Raw genomic sequence first — 23142 nt, 5'->3', positions numbered from 1 at the left:
CGTCAGCCGGATTCGGGGAGGGCCTCGGCGAGGGCGGCCGTCAGTTCACGGACCGTGGAGGCGTCGAAGAACAGCTCGATGTCCAACTCGGCGCCGAGTTCGGCCTGGAGCTTGGAGGCCAGCCGCATCGCCCGCAGCGAGTCGCCGCCGAGTTCGAAGAAGTCGTCGTCGAGCCCGACCTCGGGGAGGGAGAGCACGTCCCGGAACAGCTTCGCGACCAGTTCCTCCCGCCCCTGTGCCTCCGTCGTGCCGGCGACCTCCGGCGCGGGGGCGTCGGGCGTCCCCTCCGGCGCGGGCAGCGGCGCCCGCAACGCGAGGAGGTCCGTCTTGCCCGCCGGCGTCATCGGCAGCTCGGCCAGCCCCACGAAGGTTTCCGGAATCATGTACGACGGCAGCCGGCGTCGCAACTCACCCGCCAACCAAGCCGGTTCGAGCACGGTCGAGCGGTCCGCCGGCACGGTCCACGCGACCAGCCGACCGTCCCGCACGGCCACGGCGGCCCCCGCGACCTCGGTCAGGTCCAGGAGCACCGCCTCGATCTCGCTCGGCTCGATCCGGTACCCGCGCAGCTTCAGCTGGCGGTCGATCCGGCCGAGGACCTCCACCCGCCCGTCGGACAGCACCCGGGCGTGGTCGCCGGTGCGGAACATCCGGGTCCGCCCCCCGGTGAACGGGTCGCCGACGAAGCGCTCCGCCGTGAGTTCGGGCAGGTTCCAGTAGCCCTCGGCGACCCCGTCGCCACCGATGCACAGCTCGCCCACGCAGCCGATCGGCAGCAGCCCGTCGAACGGGTCGAGGACGCGCAGCACGGTGTTGGACAGGGGCCGCCCCACGGTCACCCGCACGGTGTCCTTGCGGATCTCCTCCACGCTGGAGTAGACGGTGGTCTCGGTGGGCCCGTACATGTTCCACACGCTCGACCCGCGCTCGGTCAACGGGGCCGTCAGGTCCGGCGGGAACGCCTCGCCGCAACTGTAGAGCCGCGGCCGGTCCACGCCCTGCCAACCGGAGTCGAGCAGCGCCCGGTACCGGGAGGGCGTCGCCTGGAGGGCCGTGATGCCGTGCCGCTCGACGTACCGGTCCAGCTCCGTGCCGCTCAGCCCCAGCGAACGGTGGCCGACGTGGACGGTCGCGCCGACGGCCAGCGGTACGAGCAGCTCGGCCAGCGACGTGTCGAAGGTCAGCGTGGTGAGGGCCAGGAACCGGTCCTCGGCGGTGAGCCCGGGGTGCCGCGACGCCAGACTGTCCACGAGGTTCGCGAGCGCCCGGTGGCCGACCGCGACGCCCTTGGGGTTGCCGGTGGAGCCCGAGGTGTAGATGAGGTAGGCGAGCCCGTCCGGGTCCGCGTCGGGCAGGGCCGCCGGGTCGGGTCGGGTGCCGTCCTCGCCTGTGCCGTGCGCGAGGGTCTCCCGGGAGAGGTCGAGCACGGCGCCGTTCCAGGACTCCGGCCCCGGCAGCGGCGTGCCGTCGGTGAGCACCAGCGCGGGGGCCGCGTCCTTCAGTACGTACGCGATCCGGTCCGCCGGGTGCGAGGGGTCGAGCGGCACGAAGGCGGCGCCCGCCCGCGCGACGCCGAGCAGCGCGGTGACCAGGTCGGCCCCGCGACCGAGGCAGACCGCCACTCGGTCGCCGGCGCGCACCCCGAGGTCGACCAGCCGCAGGGCCAGCGCCGTGGCCCGCGCGTCCAGTGCGCGGTAGTCGTACGTGGTCGATCCGGCGACCACGGCCGGGTGGTCGGGGCGGTCGCGGACGGCGTCGCCGATCAGGTCGGCCAGGAGCGCGCGCGGCGGGGTCCGGTCGATGTCGGCGCCGTTCCAGCGGTCGAGCTGGAGCGCGCGGACCGGCTCGGGGACGGCGAGGAGTTCGCTCACGGGCGCCTGCGGCCGGTCGGCGAACCGGGTGAGGACGGCCGCGACGTGGGTGAGCAGGGCCTCGGCCTCGCCCTCGCCGAAGCGGGCCGAGTCCACGACCGCCTGAAGGTGGGTCTCCCGACCGGTCCGCACGACGAGGGTCACCGCGTAGTTCGTGCGGGTCTCGTAGCGGACGTCGGTGATGACCGCGCCGCCGGAGAGCACGGCCCGCGACTCGTCCGGGTAGTTCTCGAACACGACCACGGAGTCGAAGAGCGCGACGCCCGGCGGCAGGCCGGCCCACCGCTGGACGTCGGTCAGCGGGGTGTGCTGGTGCTCCAGGATGGGGTGCCGGGCCTGCGCGTACCGCGAAAGCCAGGCGTCGGCGGGCAGTTCCGGATCGATCCGGGCGCGCGTCGCGACGGTGTTGATGAACATGCCGATCATCTCGGCGGCCCGTTCCAGGCCGGCGGGGCGGCCGGAGACGGTGACGCCGAACACCACGTCCTGCTTGCCGCTGTACCGGGCCAGGGTTCCGGCCCAGGCGGCCTCCACCACACTGCCGAGCGTGGTCGAGCGGGACGCCGCGAGGGCCCGCAGCCGTTCGGTGGTCGCGGCCGGCAGGGTCGTGGACACCCTGCGGTAGTCGCCCGAGGGGCGGGCCCCGGGACGGGCCCCGGGGAGCGTGAGGGTGGCCGGCTCCCGGTACCCGGCGAGGTGCCCGGTCCAGAACTCCCGGTCCCGGTCGGCGTCCTGATCGCGCAGCCAGGCGATGTGGTCGCGGAACGGCGGGGGCGCCGGGCGACCCGGGTCCGCGCCGCCGAGCGTCGCGGTGACCTCGGCCATCAGCAGGGCGGCCGACCAGCCGTCGAGCAGCAGGTGGTGATAGGTCCACACGAGGAGGTGCTCGTCGGGGAGGCGCAGGACGAGGAGGCGCATCAGCGGGGGTCGGGTGAGGTCGAAGGGCTCGCGGCGCCTGCGGTCGAGCTCGCCCGCGATCTCCGTGTCGCGGGCCGCCCCGTCGAGGTGCGACAGGTCCCGGAAGTCGACGGGCACCTCGGCGCTCGGCAGGACCACCTGGCGCGGTGCGCTGATCCGCTCGTGGACGAAGGCGGTGCGCAGGACGGGATGTCGGGCGGCGGCGGCCTGCCAGGCGGCCGTGAGGCCCTGGACGTCCAGGTTCCCGCTGACGCGGAAGGTGGTGAGTTCCACGTAGAGGCCGTGCTCCGGAGAGGTCGTGCTGTGGAAGAGCATGCCCTCCTGGGCGGGCGAGAGCGGGTAGATGTCCTCGATGTTGTTCATTTCTTGTCCTCTCCGAACCCGAACAGGTTCATGACCTGTGCCAGGTCCTCGGTGCTGAGATCGGCGTCCGGGAAGGCGCCGGTGTCCGCGCGGGGCGGTGTGTCGACGGAGGGGGCCGGTAGTCCGGGCCCGGGTGTCCCGGACACCGCGCGTTCCCCGGACGCGGCCTCGGCCGCGTCGCGGAGGTGGGCGGCGAGGCCGCCCGCGGTCGGGTGGGCGAACAGGTCGCTCGGCGCCACGGCCAGGCCGATGCGCTGGAGTTCGGCGGTGATCTGCACGATGGTCAGGGAGTCCGCGCCCAGCTCGAAGACGCTGTCGTCGGCGCCGATCCCGGGCACGCCCAGCATCCGGGACCACACCTCGGCGATCTGCTGCCCGACGTCGTCCGGGTCCACGGGCCGCGCCGCGTCGTCCGGGGCCTCGGTGCGGCGGGCGGCCGCCGGTGCGGAGGGTGTGCCGGGCGGCGGCTGCGTCCGGCCGACGCGCGGGCTCACCAGCACGTGCGGCAGGTGACGGTTGGCGAGGATCCGTTCGAGGGCGAGCAGACCCCGCCCGGTGGGAATCCCGTCGGTGTCCGCCGGCCGGCCGGGTGCACCCGGGCGGTCCGCCCCGCCGGGCGCGGTGGCCGCGCGCAGCACGAACCCCTCGACCGTCACCAGCGGGGACCCGTCCGGTGCGGTGAGGAACACGTCCGCGACCAGGGTGTCGTCGGCCGCGGGGTCGCCGGACCGCATCACCACGTGGGCGCGCAGCGCCGCGCCGAGCTCCCGGTGCACGGTCATGCGCCGGTAGGCGACCGGCAGATGACGCCCCGACACGCCGGCCGCGGCGCCCGTCGCCACGTCCAGCAACGCCGGGTGCAGCGGATGCGCCGCGAGGTCGTCGTGGAACGCCTCGGGCAGGCGCAGCGTCAGCACCGCCTCCGCGTCGCCCCGGCGGATCCCGTCGAGGCAGTCCCACCGGGGGCCGGTGGTCAGTCCGACGGCGCCGGTCGGGGCGTCCTCCCCGGTCGGGGCGTCCGGGCGCCGGAGCGCACCGGTCGCGGGCCCCCCGGCGACGGCCGTCGCTTCGGGAGCCGTCACGTCGGGGACCCTCCGCTCGGGGGCGGGGCCGTCGTACGCGGCGATCCGGCCCTGGCCGTGCGGTCGGGCGGACGCGGACGAGCACACCTCCCAGTCGTGCCCGCCTCCCGCGGCGGGGCGCAGCCGTACGGTCACCACCGTCGGTCGGTCCCGGGGCAGCCACAGCGGGCGGGTGAACACGGCGTCCAGTTCGACCGGCCCCGGACCCGCCACCAGGGCGTGCGCAGCGACGGCGAGGTCGAGGAGCGCCGTGCCCGGCAGCACGGGCTCGTCCGACAGCCGGTGTTCCGCGGACAGCCAGTCGGTGTCCGGGCCGGTGCGCAGCCTCAGCGCGGTCCAACCGTCCCCGCCGGTGTGACGGGCCTCGAACAGCGGGTGATCCAGCGGGTCGCCCGGCTCGTCCGGGGTGTTCCCGAGGGCGTGGCGCAGCGCCATGCCGGTCTCCGACCAGCGGTCCCAGCCGATGGACACGAGGGAGTCGTCGGTGTGCGCGTAGCTGTCCAGGAAGGCGTTCGCGCCGCTGTAGTCGGCCTGCCCGGCGGCGTCGGTGACGGACAGGACCGAGGAACACAGCACGACGGCCGGGCGGTCGTCGGCCGTCAACCGGTGCAGCAGGAGCGTCCCGCGCACCTTGGGGGCCAGGACCCCGGCCACGTCCCGCCGGCTCCGCAGGGCCATCGTGCCGCCCCCGGGCAGGCCCGCCGCGTGCACGATCCCGGCGATGGCGCCGTGCGCGGCGCGGATCCGCCCGAGGGTGGACTCCAGTTCCCCGGCGTCGGTGACGTCGCACTGGACGAGGCAGACGGCCGCCCCGTGCCCGGTCAGTTCGGCCAGGGCCCGGGCCTGCTCCGGCGGGCAGTCGGGGGCCGGCGCGGCGCCCGAGGGGCGGATCGTGGTCCAGCCCGGACCGTCCGGCACCGGACGCCTGCCCATCAGCAGCAGCGTGCGGCCGCCGTCCCGGGCGAGGCGCCCGGCCACGGCCAGGCCGATGCCGCCGAGACCGCCCGTGATCAGCCAACCGCCGCCCGGAAGGGCCGCGGTGGGCGAGGCCGTCGTCTCGTCGTCGGCGAGCAGCGCGGGCCGGTCCCAGCCGGGCACGAGGCGAGCCCGCCCCCGGACGGCGATCAGTGGCGCCGCCGGCTCCGCCGCGCGCAGCTCGACGAGGGCCGCGTCGGCGGCGCGTTCCAGCGCCGGGGCGTCGTGGGGCGCGCAGTCGAGATCGAGGGCGCCCAGGGTGAACCCGGGCAGTTCGCCGGGCAGCGCGCGTACCGCTCCCATGGCCGCGGCGGCCTGCGGGGTGCGGGGGCGACGGCCCTGCACGCCGTGGGCCCCGTCGCTGACCAGCAGCATCCGTACCGGCCGGCCGGGGAAGGCGCCGCTCAGGGCCTGCGCCAGCTCGGCGGGCACCGTGAGGGAGAGCAGGGCGCCCCGCGCCACCTCCTCGGGGTCGGCGCGCTCCGCGTCGGGGGCGTCGACCGCCCAGCAGGAGACGACCGTGTCGATCACGTGGCCGAGGTCGGCCAGTTCGCCGACCAGCGTCGCGAAGGCTCCGGGGTCCTCGGGGTCGAGCACCCGCGCGGGCGGCTGCCCGGTCGCGTCGCCGTCGGCGCGCACGGGGTCGGCGGGGGTGCGGGGGAGGGCCCGTACGGTGTGGACCTCGGCGCCCTCCCGGACGAGCCGGGCGGCGATCCGTTCGGCCAACCCGGCCTCGTCCGCGAGGAGCAGGACCGTACCGGGAGCGCCGTGCGGGTCGGCGACGGGCGGCGCCGCCTGCGACCAGGACGGCACGCGCAGCCACGCGTCCACGGATCCCGCGGACGCGGAGGTGTCGCCGCTGCCTGCGGCCCCGACGGAAGCGGTACCGGCGGGCTCCGACGCCCCGGGAAGGGACCCGTCGCCGCGAGGGGCGCCCGTCGGCGTGAACCAGTGGCGGGCCGGCTCGAACGGGTAACCGGGCAGCGGCACGTGCCGACGCCCCGCCCGCTCCCCGAGGGCGGACCAGTCGACGGCCACCCCCCGCTCCCACAGCCCGGCCACGGCGGTCAACCGGGCCGGCGGGCGGCCCTGCGGCGCGCCGGTGTCCGGGGCGTACAGGGAGGGCAGCACGAGCCGCTCGGCTCCCGGGCTCCGCCGGGCGAACCCCGACAGGGCCTGCCCCGGGCCCGCCTCGACGAGCACGGCCCCCTCCGGCAGGGCGGCGAGCGCGTCCGCGAACCGTACGGTCCGCCGCATCTGCCGCGCCCAGTACTCGGGCGACCGAGCCTCCTCCGGCGTCAGGGCGCGCCCCGTCAGGGTCGACACCACGGTGACGGCGGGCGCCTGGGCGGGCACCGAGGCCACCAGCTTCGTGAACTCCTCCACCAGCGGGTCGGCGTGCCGGCTGTGGAAGGCGTGCCGGACGCCGAGCGGGCGGCCCGTCACCCCCCGGTCGGCCAGCAGCGCGGCGAAGCGGTCCACCGTCCCCGGGTCGCCGGCCACCACACAGCGGTCCGGCGCGTTGACGGCGGCGAGCTCCGGCAACGGCCCCCAGCCGGGGCCGAGTTCCCGGCCGAGCAGGTCCAGGTGGGCTCGCGTCTCCCGTTCGGGGAGCGGTACCGCGAGCATCGCGCCCGGGGCCATGCCCGCCATCAGCCGCCCCCGTTCGGCGACCAGCCGGGCCGCGTCCCGGAGCGTGAACACCCCGGCGGCGCACGCCGCGGCGAACTCCCCGACGCTGTGCCCGACCAGCGCGACGGGGCGGATCCCCACGGCCGTCCACCAGGCGGTCAGCGCGTACTCGACGGCGAAGAGCGCCGGCTGCGCCACCTCGGTGCGGTCGAACAGGTCCGGGTGCGCGGGGTCCAGCAGCAGCGCCCGGGGCGTCGCCCCGGTCCAGGGCTCCAGGGCCTCCAGCGCGTGGTCCAGGGCCTCGCGGAAGGCGGGTTCCGCCTCGTACGGCTCGGCGGCCAGGCCGGGCGCCCCGGCGCCCTGGCCGGGGTACAGCAGGACGACGTCCGGCTCGCGGTCGGCGGCCCGGACGGGCCGGAGCGCGGTGATCGGCGTGGCGGAGCCGCGGCGCGGCACCGGGACCGCGGCGCGCCAGGCGTGGGCGGTGCGCCCGGTCTGGAGGGTGTGCGCGGCGTCGAAGAGGTCCGGCGCGTCGGGCGCGGCGAGCGCGACGTCCAGCCGGGCGGCGGCGCGCTCCAGGGCCTCGGGCGTGCGCGCGGACAGCGGGAGCACCTCCCACCCGGTGGCCCGCGGCGCGGGCCGGGCGGGGCGCGGCAGCGGCGGCGGGTCCTGGAGGATCACGTGCGCGTTGGTGCCGCCGATCCCGAAGGAGCTGACGCCCGCGATCCGTGTCCCGTCCGGACGGGACCAGTCCTCGGCCGCCGTCAGGACGCGGAATCCCGTCTCGGCCAGGCCGTCGGTCGGCCGCTCGAAGTGGACGGTGGGGACGAGCGTGCGGTGGTGCAGACAGAGCACCGTCTTGATCAACCCGGCCATGCCGGCGCAGGTGTCCAGATGTCCCACGTTCGACTTGACCGCGCCGAGCACCCGCTCCGCGTCCGGGTCGGCTCCGAAGACCTTGGCCAGGGCCGCCAGTTCGATGCGGTCGCCGAGCGCGGTGGCGGTGCCGTGCGCCTCCACGTAGGAGACCTCGTCGGGTGTGACCCCGGCGACGGCCTGCGCGGCCGAGATCACCCGGACCTGGCCGTCCATGCCGGGCGCGGTGAACCCGACCTTGCGGGAACCGTCGTTGTTCACGGCGGAGCCCAGCAGCACCGCCCGCACCGTGTCGCCGTCGGCCACCGCGTCGGCGAGCCGCTTGAGGACGACCACGCCCACGCCGCTGCCGAACACGGTGCCGGTGGCGGCCTCGTCGAAGGGCCTGCAATGTCCGTCGGCCGACAGGATGCCGCCCTCGGAGTGCAGGTAGCCGTGCCCCTGCGCGACCCCCGCCGACACCGCGCCGGCCAGGGCCACGTCGCACTCGCCGCTGAGCAGCGCCTCGCCCGCCAGGTGCACGGCGACCAGCGCGGAGGAGCAGGCGCTCTGCACGCTCATGCTCGGTCCGGTGAGGCCGAGCCGGTACGAGGTCTGGGTGGCCAGGTAGTCCTTGTCCCCGGAGGCGAGCCACTGGACGTCCGCGCGGTCGCCCAGTTCCCCGGCATGGGGCAACAGGTGGTGCGTGAGGTAGGAGTTGAAGCCCGCCGACGCGTACACGCCGATCGATCCGTCGAAGCCCTCCGCCCGCCCGCCGGCGTCCTCCAGCGCGGTCACCGCGCACTGGAGGAACAACCGGTGCTGCGGGTCCATGAGCGCCGCCTCGCGGGGCGGGATCCCGAAGTACTCGGCGTCGAACTCGTCGATGCCGTCCAGGACACCGCCCGCCGGAACGAACCTGGGGTCGGCCAGCCGCTCGGCCGGGACCCCGAGGGCCGCGAGTTCCCCGGGCGTGCGGAACGCGACGCTCTCCCGGCCGTCCACGAGGTTCGCCCAGAAGGCGTCGGCGTCGCGCGCGCCGGGGAACCGGCAGGCGAGGCCGATGACGGCGATCGCGTCCGGCAGGTCCGCCGTGTCGGCGGATCCCGGTTCCCTGGTGTCCTGAATGGTCATGCGGTGTCTTCTCCTTCGGGCGTTCTCGGCCGCGGGTCGGACCGACCGGCGAGGTGCCGGTCGGTCTCAGTTGGCCGGCGAGGTGCCGGAGCCGCCTCGCCGGCGGGCGGCGCGGCGCCTCTCGTGGTGCTGCCTGCGGTCGGTGACCGACTCGTCGGCGGTGGTGCCGGTGGTGCGGTCGGTGACGGTGGGCGGTTCGGCGACGGCCTCCGGATCGGCCGGACGCGTCACGGGACGCACCGGCGCGGGGTCGGCCTCCGGTCGGTCGAGCAGATCGGCGAGGTGGCGGATCGTCGGCCGGTCGAACATCTCGACCACCGACACCTCCCGGCCGAACTCCTCGGTGACCCGGCGCTGGACGCGGACGAGGTGGATGGACGTGGCACCCGACTCGAAGAAGTTCGTGTCGAGGCCCAACTCCTGCCCCTCCAGGACCTCCCGCCACAGCGCGACGAGCCGGTCGATGGTGCTGCCCGTCGAACGCGCCACCAGCACGGCCCGCTCCACGGGGGCCGGGGCCACCGCGGCCGGGACCGGTGCGGCCGTGACCGGTGCGGCCACCTCCGGCGGGGTCGCCACCGGTGCGGCCGACCGCGCGGCCAGTGCCTTGCGGTCCACCTTCCCGTTCGCCGACAGCGGCAGCGCCTCGACCACCCGGACCCGCTGCGGCACCATGTACCCCGGCAGCCGCGCGGCCAGTTCGGCGCGCAGCGCCAGTGCCCAGTCGTGCGCGTCGTCCGCCGGCTCGGAGGCCGAGGCCGGGGCGCCCGAGGGCAGGCCGCCCACCAGGGTGTGCAGCACGCTCTGGTCCTCCTCCAACCGCAACAGCGCGCTCAGCGGCTCCGCGTGCACGTCACCGATCGGACAGAGCCCGAGACGACAGTCGGCGGCCCGCTGACGCAGCAGTTGTGCCATCGCACCAGCCTCCAACAGGCAGAACCTGTCGGACAGCTCGCCGTACACGGGTGTCACCGCGCGGTCGCGGGCGACGAGGAAGATCCCGAATCCGGCGCCCGCCACGAGCGCCCGGTTGGCCTCGGAGAACAGTGCCGGGTCCAGCGCCCGACCGGCGTCCGGACCGGTCTCCAGCGAGACCAGGGCCGGGCCCGCGGGGTCGAGGTAGTACACGCCCGCCGGGATCCCGGTGACCCTGCCCGGCGCCACCGCGAGGTAGGTCTGCACGGGGTACAGGCCGCCCGCCGAGCCGAAGGCGTACCGGGGCACACCGTCGTCGTCCTGTCGGGCGAGCGCCGTCAGCAGCGCGTACACGTCGGCCGCGGGCACGGGGCCGGCGCCGAAGGAGCCGGCCGCGCCCCGACCGGCCGCCGACGCCCGCAGCGCGAGGGTGTCGGCAGGCAGGACGAACGGGAGGATCTCACGGCCCGCGAGGTCGGCGCGGCGGCCGGGCTGGCTCAACCGCCGTTCCAGCAGCCTGGCCTGCTCGGCTCCGAAGACCCCCGACGCGCCGGGCTCCGTCCCCGTGTCCGACGGCCGCGCCGCCGGATCGGCGACCGTGCGCGCCGCGTCACGGACCACGTAGGCCGCGAGACGGGCGGCCGTGCCGTGCCCCTCGACCAGCGCCGCGGCCTCGCGCACCCCGTCGGTGCGCACCAGGGCCGCCTCGATCTCGCCCAGTTCGATGCGCATGCCGCGCACCTTCACCTGCGAGTCCTGCCGGCCGAGGAACTCCAGGTCACCGTCGGGCAACAGACGGGCCAGGTCGCCCGTGCGGTAGAGCCGCTCCCCGGTCACGGGGTGCGTGGGGAACGCCCGCGCGGTCAGCTCCGGCGCGTTGCGGTAGCCCGCGGCCAGCCCCGCGCCGCCGATGAACAGGGCGCCGGGCAGTCCGGTGGGACGCAGCCGGAACGCCTCGTCCAGGACGTACATCGTCTGGTTCCGCATCGGCCGCCCGTACGGGATGCTCGACCGGTCCGGGTCGACGCGGTCGATCGGATGCAGCACCGACCAGATGGACGCCTCGGTGGCGCCGCCGAGACTGACGACCCGCGCCTTCGGGGCGACCTCGCGGACCTGGTCGGGCATGCCCACCGGGATCCAGTCCCCGCTGAGCATGACCAGGCGCAGGCTCTCGGCGGTGGCCGCGCCGTTGCCCACCGTGTGGGCGAGCAGCATCTCCATCAGCGCGGGCACGGAGTTCCAGACGGTGACGCCGTGCTCGCCGACGAGCCGGTTCCAGCGCACCGGGTCGCGGTCCTCGTCGGGTCCCGCCAGCACCAGGGTGGCGCCCGCGGCGAACGTGCCGAAGAGGTCGTACACGGACAGGTCGAAGCCGAGCGAGGACAGCCCGAACACCCGGTCCTCGGAGGTCACCCCGAAGCGCTCGTTGATGTCGACGACGGTGTTCAGGGCTCCCCGGTGATCGGTCATCACGCCCTTGGGGTCCCCGGTCGAGCCCGAGGTGTAGATCACGTACGCGAGGTCGCGGGGATCCGTCGCCACCGGTTCGAGCACCGCGTCGCGGCCGGCGGACGCGAGCGCCTCGTCGAAGCGGACGACGGCGACGCCGTCCGGGACGCGTTCGTGGACGGACGCGGCCGGGGGCACGAGCAGGGCCGAGGCCCCCGCGTGCCGCAGCGAACCGGCGATGCGGGCCGCCGGCAGACCGTCGTCCAGCGGGAGGTAGGCCGCCCCGATCCGGAGCACGCCGATGGCCGAGGCGATCTGTTCCCAGCCCCGGTCCGCGACCACCCCGACCAGGTCGCCGGGGCGGACCCCGGCCGCGCGAAGGGCGTGGGCGACGGCCCGGGAGGCCTCCTCCAACGCGCCGTAGGTGAGGGTCCCGTTCGCCGCGATCACCGCGGTACGGCCGGGCGAGCGGTGGGCGCGGTCGAGGAACGGCTCGTGCAGCAGGCCGTCCGGGAGCGGCCCGTCGGTGGCGTTGAGCTCCCGGTACCGGGCGGCCTGGTCGTCGGGGAGCACCTCGCGGTGCGGGTCGTCCCAGGCGTCGGTGTCCGTCGCGAGCGCGGTCAGCAGCCCGGTGTACGCGCCGAACATGTCGTCCAGCGTCCCCGGTGCGAACAGCGCCTCCACCGCGTCCCAGGTGAGCCGAAGCCGGCCCTCGTCCTCGCTGATCTGGTGGTCGAGCCAGACCTGCGGGGTCTGGGTGATGGTGTGTGCGACCCGGGCTCCGAGCCCGGCCGGCGGGGTGCCTCCGGCGTCGGCCGCGCCGAGTTCGCTGGTGAACACGACGGGCATGGCCGCCGCGGCCACCCCGCGCCGGCGGGCCAGTTCGCCGGCCACGCGCACGCCGCTGACGAGCTGGTGGTCCAGGTCCTCCCAGAGCCGCTCCTGGAGGGCGCGCGCCCGCTCCTCGAAGGTGCCGCTGGTCGCGCGGTCCACCTCCAGCAGGCTGAGCGCGGTGAAGTCGCCGACCAGCGTGCCCAGTTCGGGATGGTCGCCGACCCGGTTGAAGAGGGTCAGGTTGAGGGTGAAGCGGTCGCTGGACGACCAGGTGCCGAGCACGGTGGCGTACGCGGCCAGGGCGAGCGCCGACGGAGTGATCCGGGCGGCGGCGGCCCGTGCCTTGAGCCGGGACCACAGCTCGGCCGGGAGGTGCGCCTCGCGCCGCCGGAACCGGGTCTCGGCCAGTTCCCCGAGCTGCTTGACGAGCGGCAGCGACGGCGCCGGCGGCAGGGTGTCCAGCCGCTCGCGCCAGTAGGCGAGGTCACGCTCGTGCCCGGGCCCCGTGCGTCGGGCCTGCTCGGCCATGACGTAGTCGCGGAAGGACAACTCCATCGCGTGCGGGACGAGTTCGCCCCGGTAGACGGCGAGCAGCTCGCGCAGCAGGATCTGGACGCTGCCACCGTCCGCGATGAGCGTGTCGATGCTGAAGTGCAGCCGGGCCGCGCCCCCGTCGGTGTGGCTCGCCCGGATCTGGAACAGCGGCCAGGTCTCGGCGGGCAGCACGTGGTGGGACATCGTGTCGCGGATCGCCGTCAAACGCGCCTCGCGCTCGGCGGCCGGCAGCGCGCGCAGGTCGGCGCGCTCGATGCGGTAGTCGGGCACCTCGGGGAGGATGCGCTGGGTGCCGTCCGTGTCGACGACCAGGCGCAGGGCGTCGTGGCGCCGGACGAGGGACCGCCAGGCGCCTTCGAGGCGGTCCAGGTCCACGTCGTCGACATCGAGCTCGACGAACAGGTGGCAGGACACGTCTCCGCCGACGGCGCCGCTGCGGCCGATCCAATAGGCGCGCTGCACCTCGGTGAGGGGGAACGGTTCGTGGCGGGTCGCCGGGTCCGGCAGCAGCGCCGCCGGCCGCTCCGACCGCTCCGCGCCGTCGGCGGGGTCGGCGGCGCCGTCCGCCCGCGCGTCCATGCCGCGGGCCAGGGCCGAGACGGTCGGCGCCTCGAACAGGGTGCGCAGCGGGAGCCGGGTCGAGAACGCGCGCCTGATCCCGGCGACGACCTGGGTGGCGAGCAGCGAGTGGCCGCCCAGCTCGAAGAAGTCGTCGTGGACGCCGACCCGTTCGATCCCGAGGGCCTGCTGCCAGATGGCCGCGATCCGCTCCTCGGTCGGGGTGGAGGGCGCGACGTACGCGCCGTCGACGGCGCGGTCCGTGTCGGGCGCCGGCAGCGCGCCCCGGTCCACCTTGCCGTTGCTCGTCAACGGCAGCGCGTCCAGCACGACGAACCGCGAGGGAACGAGGAAGGCGGGCAGCCGGGCGGCCAGCGCGGCACGCAGGTCGGCGGCCGCCGGAGGGGAGTCCGGGGAGTCGGGCACCACGTACCCGATCAGGGACGCCCGGGCGGTGCCGAGCCCGTGCGCGGTCACCACGCTCTGGCGGACGCCGGGTACGGCGGTCAGCGCCGCCTCGACCTCGCCGGCCTCGATCCGGAAACCGCGGATCTTGAGCTGGTCGTCGTTGCGGGCCAGGTACTCCAACCGGCCGTCGGGCCGCACCCGGACGACGTCACCCGTGCGGTACAGGCGGGCGTCGGCCGATCCGGCGCCGTCGGGGCGGGACGCCGCGGCGGGGTCCGCCACGAAGCGTTCGGCCGTGAGTTCCGGGCGCCCGAGGTAGCCCGCGGTCACGCCCGCGCCGCCGATGTACAGCTCGCCGGGCACGCCGACGGGCGTGCGGCGGCCGTGTTCGTCCAGGACCCGTACGGTCGTCCCGGCGACGGGGCGGCCGATGGTGACGGCGCCCGACGCCGGGTCCACGGTGTCGCTGGTGGACCACACGGTGGTCTCGGTCGGCCCGTACATGTTCAGCAGCGTGCCGGTGAGGTGCTCGTGCAACCGGCGCGCGAGGTCCGCGTCCAGGGGCTCCCCGCCGAGGAGGAGCCGGCGCAGCCCGCCGAGCGCCCCGGCGTCCGGCTCGTCCAGCAGGACGCGCGCCAACGACGGGGTGCACTGGAGATGGGTCACACCGTGGGCGCGGATCAGCGAGGTGAGCGGGACCTCCTCGACGTCCGCGAGGCGCCCGCCCTCCGACTCCGTCGCGGGTGCCGCGTCGCGGCGGTGCAGCGCCCTCTCGCGCAGCGCGGCCAGGCCGGTGAGCGCGCGGAGCGCCGCGTCGGGGTCGACACCGAAGTCGACGAGGCAGGCGACCTCGTCGACGCCCGCGCCCGCGAGCCGCCCCAGGAGGGGCAGCCGGTCCTCGACGGTTCCGATGAAGGAGCCGTCCGTGAGGTAGCGGGCCGCCGCGTGGTCGAGCAGGGCCTCCTGGTCGTCGGCGCTGAAGTCGTCGGCGCGGACGTCGATGCCGAGGGTGGCCGCCATCTTCTCGATCAGCCCGACGGAGGACCGCAGGTAGTCGCGGAACGGCTGTCGGGCGTGTGCCCGCACGTCCTCGGCGTCGTCGCCGACGAAGGTGTGCAGCATCAGCGTCACGTGCGGCTCACCCGCGTGACCGGCGCTCCGCCAGGCCTCGCGGTAGATCGCGATCCGCTCGGCCAGCTCCTCGACGCTCTGGCCGAGCAGGTGCGTGAGCAGCCGCGCACCGATCTCGCCGGCCTTGCGGCAGGTCTCGGGGTTGCCGGACGAGGTGAGCCAGAAGGGCAGTTCGGGCTGGACCGGACGCGGCATGACCGCCACGTCCACGCTCCGCCCCGAGGGCCCCTCGAAGGCGACCCGGTCGCCGCGCCACAGCCGCCGCACCTCGTCGATGCCCTCGACCATGAGCTTCTGCCGGTCGTCGTAGGCGTCCTTGGCGAGGACGAAGTCGTCCACGTGCCAGCCGGAGGCGAAGGACAGCCCGACCCGGCCCGCGGAGAGGTTGTCGACGACCGACCACTCCTCCGCGACCCGGACGGGATGGTGCAGCGGCAGCACCACGCTGCCGGCCCGGATCCCGATCCGTTCGGTGGTCTGCGCCAGGGCGGCGGCCAGCACCGACGGCGCGGGATAGGACCCGCCGAACGCGTGGAAGTGCCGCTCCGGCAGCCACACGGAGCTGAAGCCGTGGGTGTCGGCGAACCGGGCGCCCTCCATGAGGAGCCGGTACTGGGCCGGCCCCGGGGCGTGCGCCTCGGAGTCGCTGGAGAAGTAGAAGAGGCTGAACTCCGGTACGACGGCGGGCGCGACCGCGGTCGGCTCCGGCCCGGCGGCCCGGCGTGCGACGACCGCGGAGGTCCCCGCGTCGGGGCTCACGACCACCCGGTGGCCGCGGCTGATCGTCCACAGCAGCTCCAGCACGGAGATGTCGAAGGAGACGCTGGTGACGGCGAGCCAGGTGATCGGCTCGGTGTCCGCCCCGGCCGCGCCCCGCGCGTCGTCCCGGCCCGTGACGATCCGGTCCATCGCCGCGAGGAACGCCGTGAGGTTGCGCCGGAGCACCACCACGCCCTTGGGCCTGCCGGTGGAGCCCGACGTGTGGATGACGTACGCGGGAGCCTCGGGGTCGTGCGACGCGCCGTCGGCGACGGGCGCGGGCGCCCCGGTGTCCGTGTCGCCCGCGTCGAGGTCGAGCAGCGGCGCCCCGGACGGCACGACGTCCCGGGTCCCGGCGTGCACCAGCACGGCCGAGGGGGAGGCGTCCTCCAGGACGAACCGGATCCGCTCCGCCGGATACCCGGGGTCGAGCGGCAGGTACGCGGCTCCCGTCCGGAGCACGGCGAACAGCGCGGCGACGAGATCGGCGCCGCGCCGCAGACAGACGCCGACCCGGTCCCCGGGACGGACGCCCGCGGTCAGCAGCCGGGCCCGGATCTCCTCGATCCGCGCGTCGAGCGCGCCGTAGGCGAGCGCCGGCCCGTCGGGGTCCGACCCCGACAACAGGGCGGGCGCGTCAGGCCGTTCGCGCACGGCGCGGGCGAGGGACACGAGCACGTCCTCGGCGTCCGCGGGCAGCGGTCCGCCGTCGCCGGCGAGCGCCGACAGCGCCTCCTCGGCGGCGGTGAGCGCCAGCAGCTCGGAGAGCGGCAGCGACGGGTCGGCCGTACCGCGCCGCAGGACGCGTTCCAGGGTCTCGGCGTAGGACCGCACGGTGTCCGCGTCGAACAGGTCGGCGCTGAACTCGCAGACGCCGGTGGTGACATCTCCCGAGCGGGCGAGTTCGAGGCTGAGGTCGGTGCGGCACAGCCCGTTGTCCAGGTCGATGAGTTCGACGGCCACGTCGGGCAGCGAGATCGTGGGCGCGGGCACGTTCCGGTAACCGAACTGCACCTGGTAGAGCGGCGCGTGGCTCAGGTCGCGGTCCGGGCTGAGATCGCGGACCAGACGCTCGAAGGGCACCTCGGCGTGTGCGAGGGCGCCCAGCGCGGTCTCCCGCGCCCGACCGACGAGCTCACCGAACGTGGGGTCCCCGGTCAGGTCGGTGCGCATCACCAGCGTGTTGATGAACATGCCGACCATGCCGCCCAGTTCCGGACGGTCCCGACCGGCCGTGGGCACGCCGACGACCACGTCCTGCTGCCCGGAGTGCCGCATCAGCACCGCCTGCCAGGCGGCCAGCGTCACCATGAACGGCGTCGCCCGGGCCTGTCGGGCGGCCTCCTCGATGCCCTCCGTCAGCTCCCGGTCCAGGGTGAGGTGCACCCGACCGCCGCGGTGCGAGGGGGTGGCGGGGCGAAGACGGTCGGTGGCCAGGGAGAGCAGCGGCGGGGCGTCGGCGAGCCGCTCGCGCCAGTAGTCGAGCGGCCGCGCCAACGCCTCGTCGGTGAGCTCGACGCGCTGCCTCGCGGCCCAGTCGCCGTACTGGACGGGCAGCGGCTCGGGCCCGCCCTGCGAGCCGCCGGCGCCGGCCGGCCGGCCGTCACGGAACGCGCGGTAGCCCGCGCACAACTCCTCCACCAGGACGGCGCGCGACCAGGCGTCGCCCACGATGTGGTGGTTGACCACGACCAGCAGGGCGCGGTCCGGGGCGGAGCGGATCAGCAGGGCCCGGAAGAGCCGCTCGCCCTCCAGGTCGAAGGGCCGGCGGGCCTCCCGCTCGGCCGCCTCCCGCTCGGCGGCGTCGATCCCGCCGGCCACACCGGGATCGAGGTCCACCACCGTGAGCACCGGCTCCGAACCCGGACCCGAGATCGGCGCCGGGTCCAGGACCCGCTGCATCGGCTGCTCGCCCGAGGGGTCGACGACGGTGCGCAGCGCCTCGTGTCGGACCACCAGGCCGTTCAGCGCCGCGTCCAGCGCCGCCCGGTCCAGCGGACCGGTCAGCCGCAGGGCCACGTACTCGTTGAACACCCCGAGCCCCGGAGTGAGTTGATCGAGGAACCACAGTCGTTCCTGGCCGAAGGAGAGGGGCGCGGGCACGTCCGCGGCCCGCCGCGGCGTCACCGGTGCGGCGACCGGCACGCTCTGCCCGGCGGTGTTCCCGCGGGTACGTGCCTCGAACCGGGCGCGCTGTTCCGGAGTGAGCCGGGCCAGGCGCTCTGCGCGTCCGGCGTCTGCCGGGGGGCGGCCTGCTGAGTCGGTCACTGGTTCTCCAGGTCGGCGAGAATACGGTCTTCGATGTCCACGGCGAGATCGGCCACACGGCCGCCCTCGAAGAAGGCCCGGGCGGGCACGTCCACCCCGAACTCGGCGCGCAGCCGCGCCACGACCTGCGCGGCGAGCAGCGAATGACCGCCGAGGTCCAGGAAGTCGTCGTGGATGCCCACCCGGTCGATGCCGAGCATCTCGCCGTAGATCTCGGCGAGACGCTCCTCGGTCGGCGTGCCCGGCGCGGTGTAGGCGGTGGCCAGCTCCGGGCGCGGCAGCAGGGTGTTCGAGGGGCGGGCGGCGGCGGGCTCGGCGGTCAGCCGCAGCGTCCCGTCGTCGGCGACCTCCGCGCCGGCGCGGGCCACCACGCTTTGGCCGCCGGGGCCTTCGAGCAGCGCGGCGAACGCCCGCGTCCCCTGGGCGGGGGTGAGGGCGCCCGCGAGCATCCGCTCCTGGAGCGCGCGCAGGTCGGCCGGGACCTCGGCGTCGCTCGCCATGCCGACCGAGGCCCACATGTCCCAGTTCACGGTGATGACGCGCCGTTCGCCGCGCGCGTCCTCGGCTTCGCCGGCCGCCGCGAGGTAGGCGTTGGCCGCCGCGTAGTCGGCCTGCCCGTAGGTGGGCACGAGGGTGGCCAGCGAGGAGCAGAGCAGCAGCGTGCCCGCCTCGCCCGGCCGCAGCGCGGCCAGCAGGTTGCGGATGCCCGCGGTCTTGGCGGCGAACACCGCACGCGCCTCGTCGTCGTCGCGCAGTTCCACGGAACCGCCGCCGGGGACACCGGCCGCGTGCAGGACGCCGTCGATGCCGCCGAAGGTCTCGCGCACGCGCTCCAGCGCCTCGGCGAGGGAGTGCGCGTCGGCGACGTCCGCCCGCAGGCAGAGCACCTCGGTGCCCCGGGCCCGCAGGTCCCCGAGGAACTCCGCGGCGGGGCCCCCGTCCCCGTCGGCCACCGGGCGCCGGCCCAGCAGGGCGATCCGGGCTCCGGCGGTACGGGCCAGATGGCCGGCGAGCGTACGACCGATGCCGCCGAAGCCGCCGGTGACGACCCAGACCGCGCCGGGCGCGGACCCGACGGACGACGCCGGGGCGGGGGGCCGGGTGGGCTCGACGGCGCGGGTGAGCAGCTCGGTGCCGCGCCGCGCGAGCAGTCGGGCCGGGGCGGCGACGACGGCACGGAGCACGTCGAGGGCCGACTCGGCGTCGAGCCGGGCGCCCGGGGCGAGGTCCACCTGGGCGCAGCGGAGGTTGGCGTACTCCTCGGGCAGCACCTGCACCGGGCCGCTGAGCAGGGCCGCCGCGGGGTCGGGGCGTTCGCCGTCGAGGACGCGGAACGCGCCGGCCGTGAGGACTCCGAGGCGCACGTCGTTGACGACGCTCGCCTCGGTCATGGCGCGGGCCAGCCGGACCAGGCCGAAGTACCCCTGCGTCCCGTCGTCGTCGGCGGCGGGCGCGAGGCCCCAGCCGTGGACGATCGCGGTGGGGGTGCGGACCAGTCCGCGCAGGTCGGCCAGCAGCTTCGCGTACTGGCTCGGGTCGCCCGGGTCGATCTCGTACACGCCGCGGCGCACCCGACGGTACTCGGGGCCGGGCCGCACGACGGTGACGATCTGTCCCCGCGCCGTGATCAGGTCGATCACCGGCTGCGTGGCGCCCTCGGCGTCGCACAGGACCAGCCAGGTCTGGCGGCGCGCGAACGGGTCGGCCGGCACCTCGGCCCCGGGGCCCAGTGGACGCCACACGATGCGGGCGTGCACCGCGTCGGCCTCCGACGCCTCGGCCGGGGCCGCAGTGATGGTCGGGGACGCGGCGCTCGCGGCCGGGCCGGGCTCGATCCAGTGCGGCAGCCGCTCGAACGGGTAGCCGGGCAGGCCCGCGAGGTGCGCGTCGACGCCGGCGGGTTCCCAGACGACGGGGGCGCCGTGGGCCCACAGCCCGGCGAGGGAGAGGACGGCGCTCGCCGGTTCGTCGTCGGCCGAGCGGCGCCCCCGCGAGGGCAGCGGCGCCGGCGCGAGACGAGGGGCACCGGTCCGGGCCGCGACGGCGTCCTCGGCGGGGCCCGCGCCCGCGGAGCGGACCAGGTCGGTGAGCACGCTGCCGGGGCCGTTCTCCACCAGCACCAGGTCCTCGTCCAGGGCGAGCAGCCGGCCCAGCCCGTCGTGGAACCGCACGGGGGAGAGCATCTGCCGGGCCCAGTACGCCGGGTCGCAGGCCTGCTCCGCAGTGATCCAGTCGCCGGTGACCCCGGAGAGGAAGGGGATGCCCGGGGCGTGCAGCGGCACGGCGGCCAGTTCCTCGGCGAACCGGGCGGCGGCCGGCCCGCACGGGGCGCCGTGGAACGCCCGGTCGACGGGCAGGCGCAGCGCGCGCACGTCCCGCTCGGCGAGCGCGGCGGCGGCCCGCTCGACGGCGTCCGGCGTCCCGGACAGGACGGTGGCGGTCGGACCGTTGACGGCGGCGAGCTCCAGTCCGTGCGCGGCGGCGATCCCCGCCGCGTCCGCCTCTCCCAGGGGCAGCGCGAGCATGGCGCCCGGCGGCATCTCCTCCATCAACCGGCCCCGGGTCGCGGCCAGCGCGAGCGCGTCCGGCAGCGCGACGACCCCCGAGAGCAGCGCGGCGGTGAACTCGCCGAGGCTGTGGCCGAGCAGCGCGGTCGGGCGCACCCCCCAGTGCGCCCACAGCCGGGACAGGGCGTACCCGAGGGCGACCACGGCGGGCTGCACGATCGAGGTGCGGCGCAGTTGATCCGCGTCACCGTCCCGCAGCAGCTCCGTCAGGTCCGCTCCGAGGTGCGGGCGCAGGATCCGCGCGCACGCGTCGAGCGCCTCGCGGAACACCGGGTGCGCGCGGCGGAGGCCGTCGGCGGTGCCCGGCACGAGGGCGGCCTGTCCCGGCAGCAGGAAGGCCACGGGCGCGTCGCTGCGCCCGGTGCGGGCGCCCACGCGGTCGCGGCGGTCCCCGCCGCGCAGGGCCGCGACGGCCCCGGCGGTGTCACGGGCGAGGACGACCCTGCGGTGCGAGAGCCGGCGCCGGCCGTCGCGCAGGGTGCGCGCCACGTCGGCGAGGGCGAGTTCGGGGTGCGCGGCGAGGTGGTCCGCGAGCCGGTCGGCGACACGGTCGAGCGCGGTGGAGGTGCGTGCCGACAGCGGCAGCGCGACCGGTACGTCGGCCCGCGCCCCGGCCGGGGCGTCACCCACCGGGGCGCCGGCGGTCGCGGGTGCCTGCTCCAGGATGACGTGGGCGTTGGTGCCGCCGATCCCGAAGGCGCTGACGGCGGCCCGCCGCGGCCCGTCGGTGACGGGCCAGTCGGTGAGGTCGGTGGGCACGAAGAACGGACTGCCCGACAGCCCGGCGCCGGGCTCTGCGGCGTCGACGTGCAGGCTGGCCGGGATGCGGCCGTGGCGCAGTGCCTGTACGGCCTTGATGAAGCCGGTGATCCCGGCCGCGGTGTCCAGGTGGCCCAGGTTCGACTTCACCGAACCGAGCCCGCACCAGGCCCCGGGCGCGGCGTCCGGCCGGTCGTCGGCCGCCCGGTAGGCGGCCGTCAGGGCCTCGACCTCGATGGGGTCCCCGATGGGCGTGGCCGTGCCGTGGCCCTCGACGTACCCGATGCTGCGCGGGGCCACGTCCGCGACGGACAGCGCCTCGCGGATCACGGCGCTCTGCCCGCTCACGCTCGGCGCCGTGTAACCGGCCTTGTCGGCACCGTCGTTGTTGACGGCCGAACCGAGGATCACCGCGTGCACGCGGTCCCCGTCCGCCAGCGCGTCGGCGAGCCGCTTGAGGACGACGACGCCCGCGCCGTTGCCGAAGACCGTGCCGGCCGCGTTCGCCCCGTACGGCCTGCAGTGGCCGTCGGCCGACTCGATGCCGCCCTCGACCGGCAGGTAGCCGGAGCGGTGCGGCACGGTGACCGTCACGCCGCCGGCGAGCGCCGTGTCGCACTCCTGGGAGAGCAGGCTCTGCACGGCGAGGTGCACCGCGACCAGCGAGGTGGAGCACGCGGTCTGCACGCTCACCGCCGGACCGCGCAGATTGAGCTTGTACGCGGCCCGGGCGGCCAACTGGTCGGGCTGGTTGCCCTGGAACAGCAACGGCACGCCCAGCTTCTCCCGCAGATCGGTGCGGGGCAGCAGGTTGTGGATGAGGTACGTGCTCAGCAGCGAACCCGCGTACACCCCGATCGGCCCGGCCGCCCGGTCGGGGTCGCACCCGGCGTCCTCCAGGGCGGCCCAGGCGGTCTCCAGGAAGACGCGCTGCTGGGGGTCGATGACCGAGGCCTCCAGGGCGCCGTACCCGAACAGCGTCGAGTCGAAGCCGGCGACGTCGTCGAGGACGCCCTTCGCCGGCACGTAACGCGGATGGGCGTACTCGGACTCGGCGACCCCGTCGGCGCGCAGTTCCTCGGCGGAGAACCGGCTGACCGCCTCGGTGCCCGCCGCCAGCAGCTCCCAGAGCGCGTCGACGGAATCGGCTTTCGGGAACCGGCCCGCCATGCCGACGACGGCGATCCGGCCTTCGACGTCGGCCCGGTCATCGGGTTCCGGCAGAAGCTGCTGTGCGTTCAAGGTGTTCTCCGTCAGGGGTGGGTGCGGCGCCGCGCCGGTGCGTGGGTTCGGTGGGACGGTCGGTTCGGCCGGTGTCAGACCGCCATCAGGTAGCTCTGGAACCGGGGCATGAGGAACTCCAGCGCCCGCACCTCGGCCTCGGTGAGCTCCGGGTGCCACACGTCCCAGAGCAGGACCGCACGCTGCTGCGTGCCGCGGTTCTCCGCCTCGTGGATGAAGCTGTCGTCGAAGAGGATGACCTTGCCCTCCTCCCAGCCCCGCTCGTCGTCGCCGACCGTGATCACACAGCCGTCCGGGACGATCAGCGGGAGGTGGGCGGTGAGCAGCAGGTTGACCCCGCCCGTGTGCGGGGTGATGTGGACGCCCGGGTTGAGGATGGTGAACATGCCGTCGCGCGGCCCGTGAGGGGTCGACTCCACGGCCTTCACGGTCTCGGGACAGCGTTCGAGGACCTCGTCCCGCCAGGTGCCGTTGCGGTAGAGCTGGTAGGTGTCCCAGCCCTGCCAGCCGAGTTCCTTCGTGTACATGTCCTCGTACGGAGCGAACCGGGCCTGCTCCGAACGGAGCGCCAGGAACTCCTCCTTGATCGCGTCGTACGCGGCCTCCATCCCCGCCGTCCAGGGCTGGGCCGCGGCGTCGTGCCACGGCAGGGCGCTGATGCCGGGGAAGAACAGCCGGGTCGGCTCCTGGTCCTCGTGCAGGTACTCCGGGGCCTGCTCGCCCACGAGGATGCGCAGGCACTCCTCGACGCGCTCCAGCCCACGGGAACCGACCGCGTTGCGCAGCTCCGCCATCACGTCAGCGACGTCCATGTCTCGACCTCTCTCGTCTTCTGCTCTGTTGGGTACGCGTGTCACTCGGGCA

At 75.6% G+C, this 23142-nt stretch carries 5 protein-coding genes; all 5 read right to left on the bottom strand.

The window, feature by feature from the left end; all coding sequences use genetic code 11:
* Positions 1-2 precede the first annotated feature (2 nt).
* The 5 genes from OG906_RS06175 to OG906_RS06155 all read right to left on the bottom strand — a co-directional run bounded on the left by OG906_RS06175 (position 3) and on the right by OG906_RS06155 (position 23090).
* Positions 3-3152 carry a non-ribosomal peptide synthetase gene (locus tag OG906_RS06175; RefSeq protein ID WP_329440768.1) on the bottom strand — a complete coding sequence of 1050 codons (3150 nt, stop codon included), beginning with the start codon at positions 3150-3152 and terminating at the stop codon, positions 3-5.
* The gene (locus OG906_RS06170) at positions 3149-8830 is read right to left on the bottom strand and encodes an SDR family NAD(P)-dependent oxidoreductase (RefSeq protein ID WP_329440765.1); all 5682 of its coding nucleotides are present in this window, start codon (positions 8828-8830) and stop codon (positions 3149-3151) included. Before OG906_RS06170 ends, OG906_RS06175 begins: the two co-directional genes overlap by 4 nt.
* 66 nt (positions 8831-8896) lie before the next feature.
* Complete coding sequence (locus tag OG906_RS06165) at positions 8897-17710, bottom strand: non-ribosomal peptide synthetase (RefSeq protein WP_329440763.1); 8814 nt, start codon at positions 17708-17710, stop codon at positions 8897-8899.
* A complete protein-coding gene (locus tag OG906_RS06160; RefSeq protein WP_329440762.1) occupies positions 17707-22278 on the bottom strand; it encodes a type I polyketide synthase in 4572 nt (1523 codons plus the stop codon). The genes OG906_RS06165 and OG906_RS06160 overlap by 4 nt, the downstream gene beginning before the upstream one ends.
* Positions 22279-22352: 74 nt before the next feature.
* A complete protein-coding gene (locus tag OG906_RS06155) occupies positions 22353-23090 on the bottom strand; it encodes an aspartyl/asparaginyl beta-hydroxylase domain-containing protein (protein ID WP_329440760.1) in 738 nt (245 codons plus the stop codon).
* Positions 23091-23142 lie beyond the last annotated feature (52 nt).

Origin of the sequence: Streptomyces sp. NBC_01426, assembly GCF_036231985.1 — a bacterium.
In the GTDB taxonomy this organism is placed as follows: Bacteria; Actinomycetota; Actinomycetes; order Streptomycetales; family Streptomycetaceae; genus Streptomyces.
The sequence above is the reverse complement of the archived record's forward strand: the minus strand, read 5'-3'. Positions and strand labels throughout refer to the sequence as shown.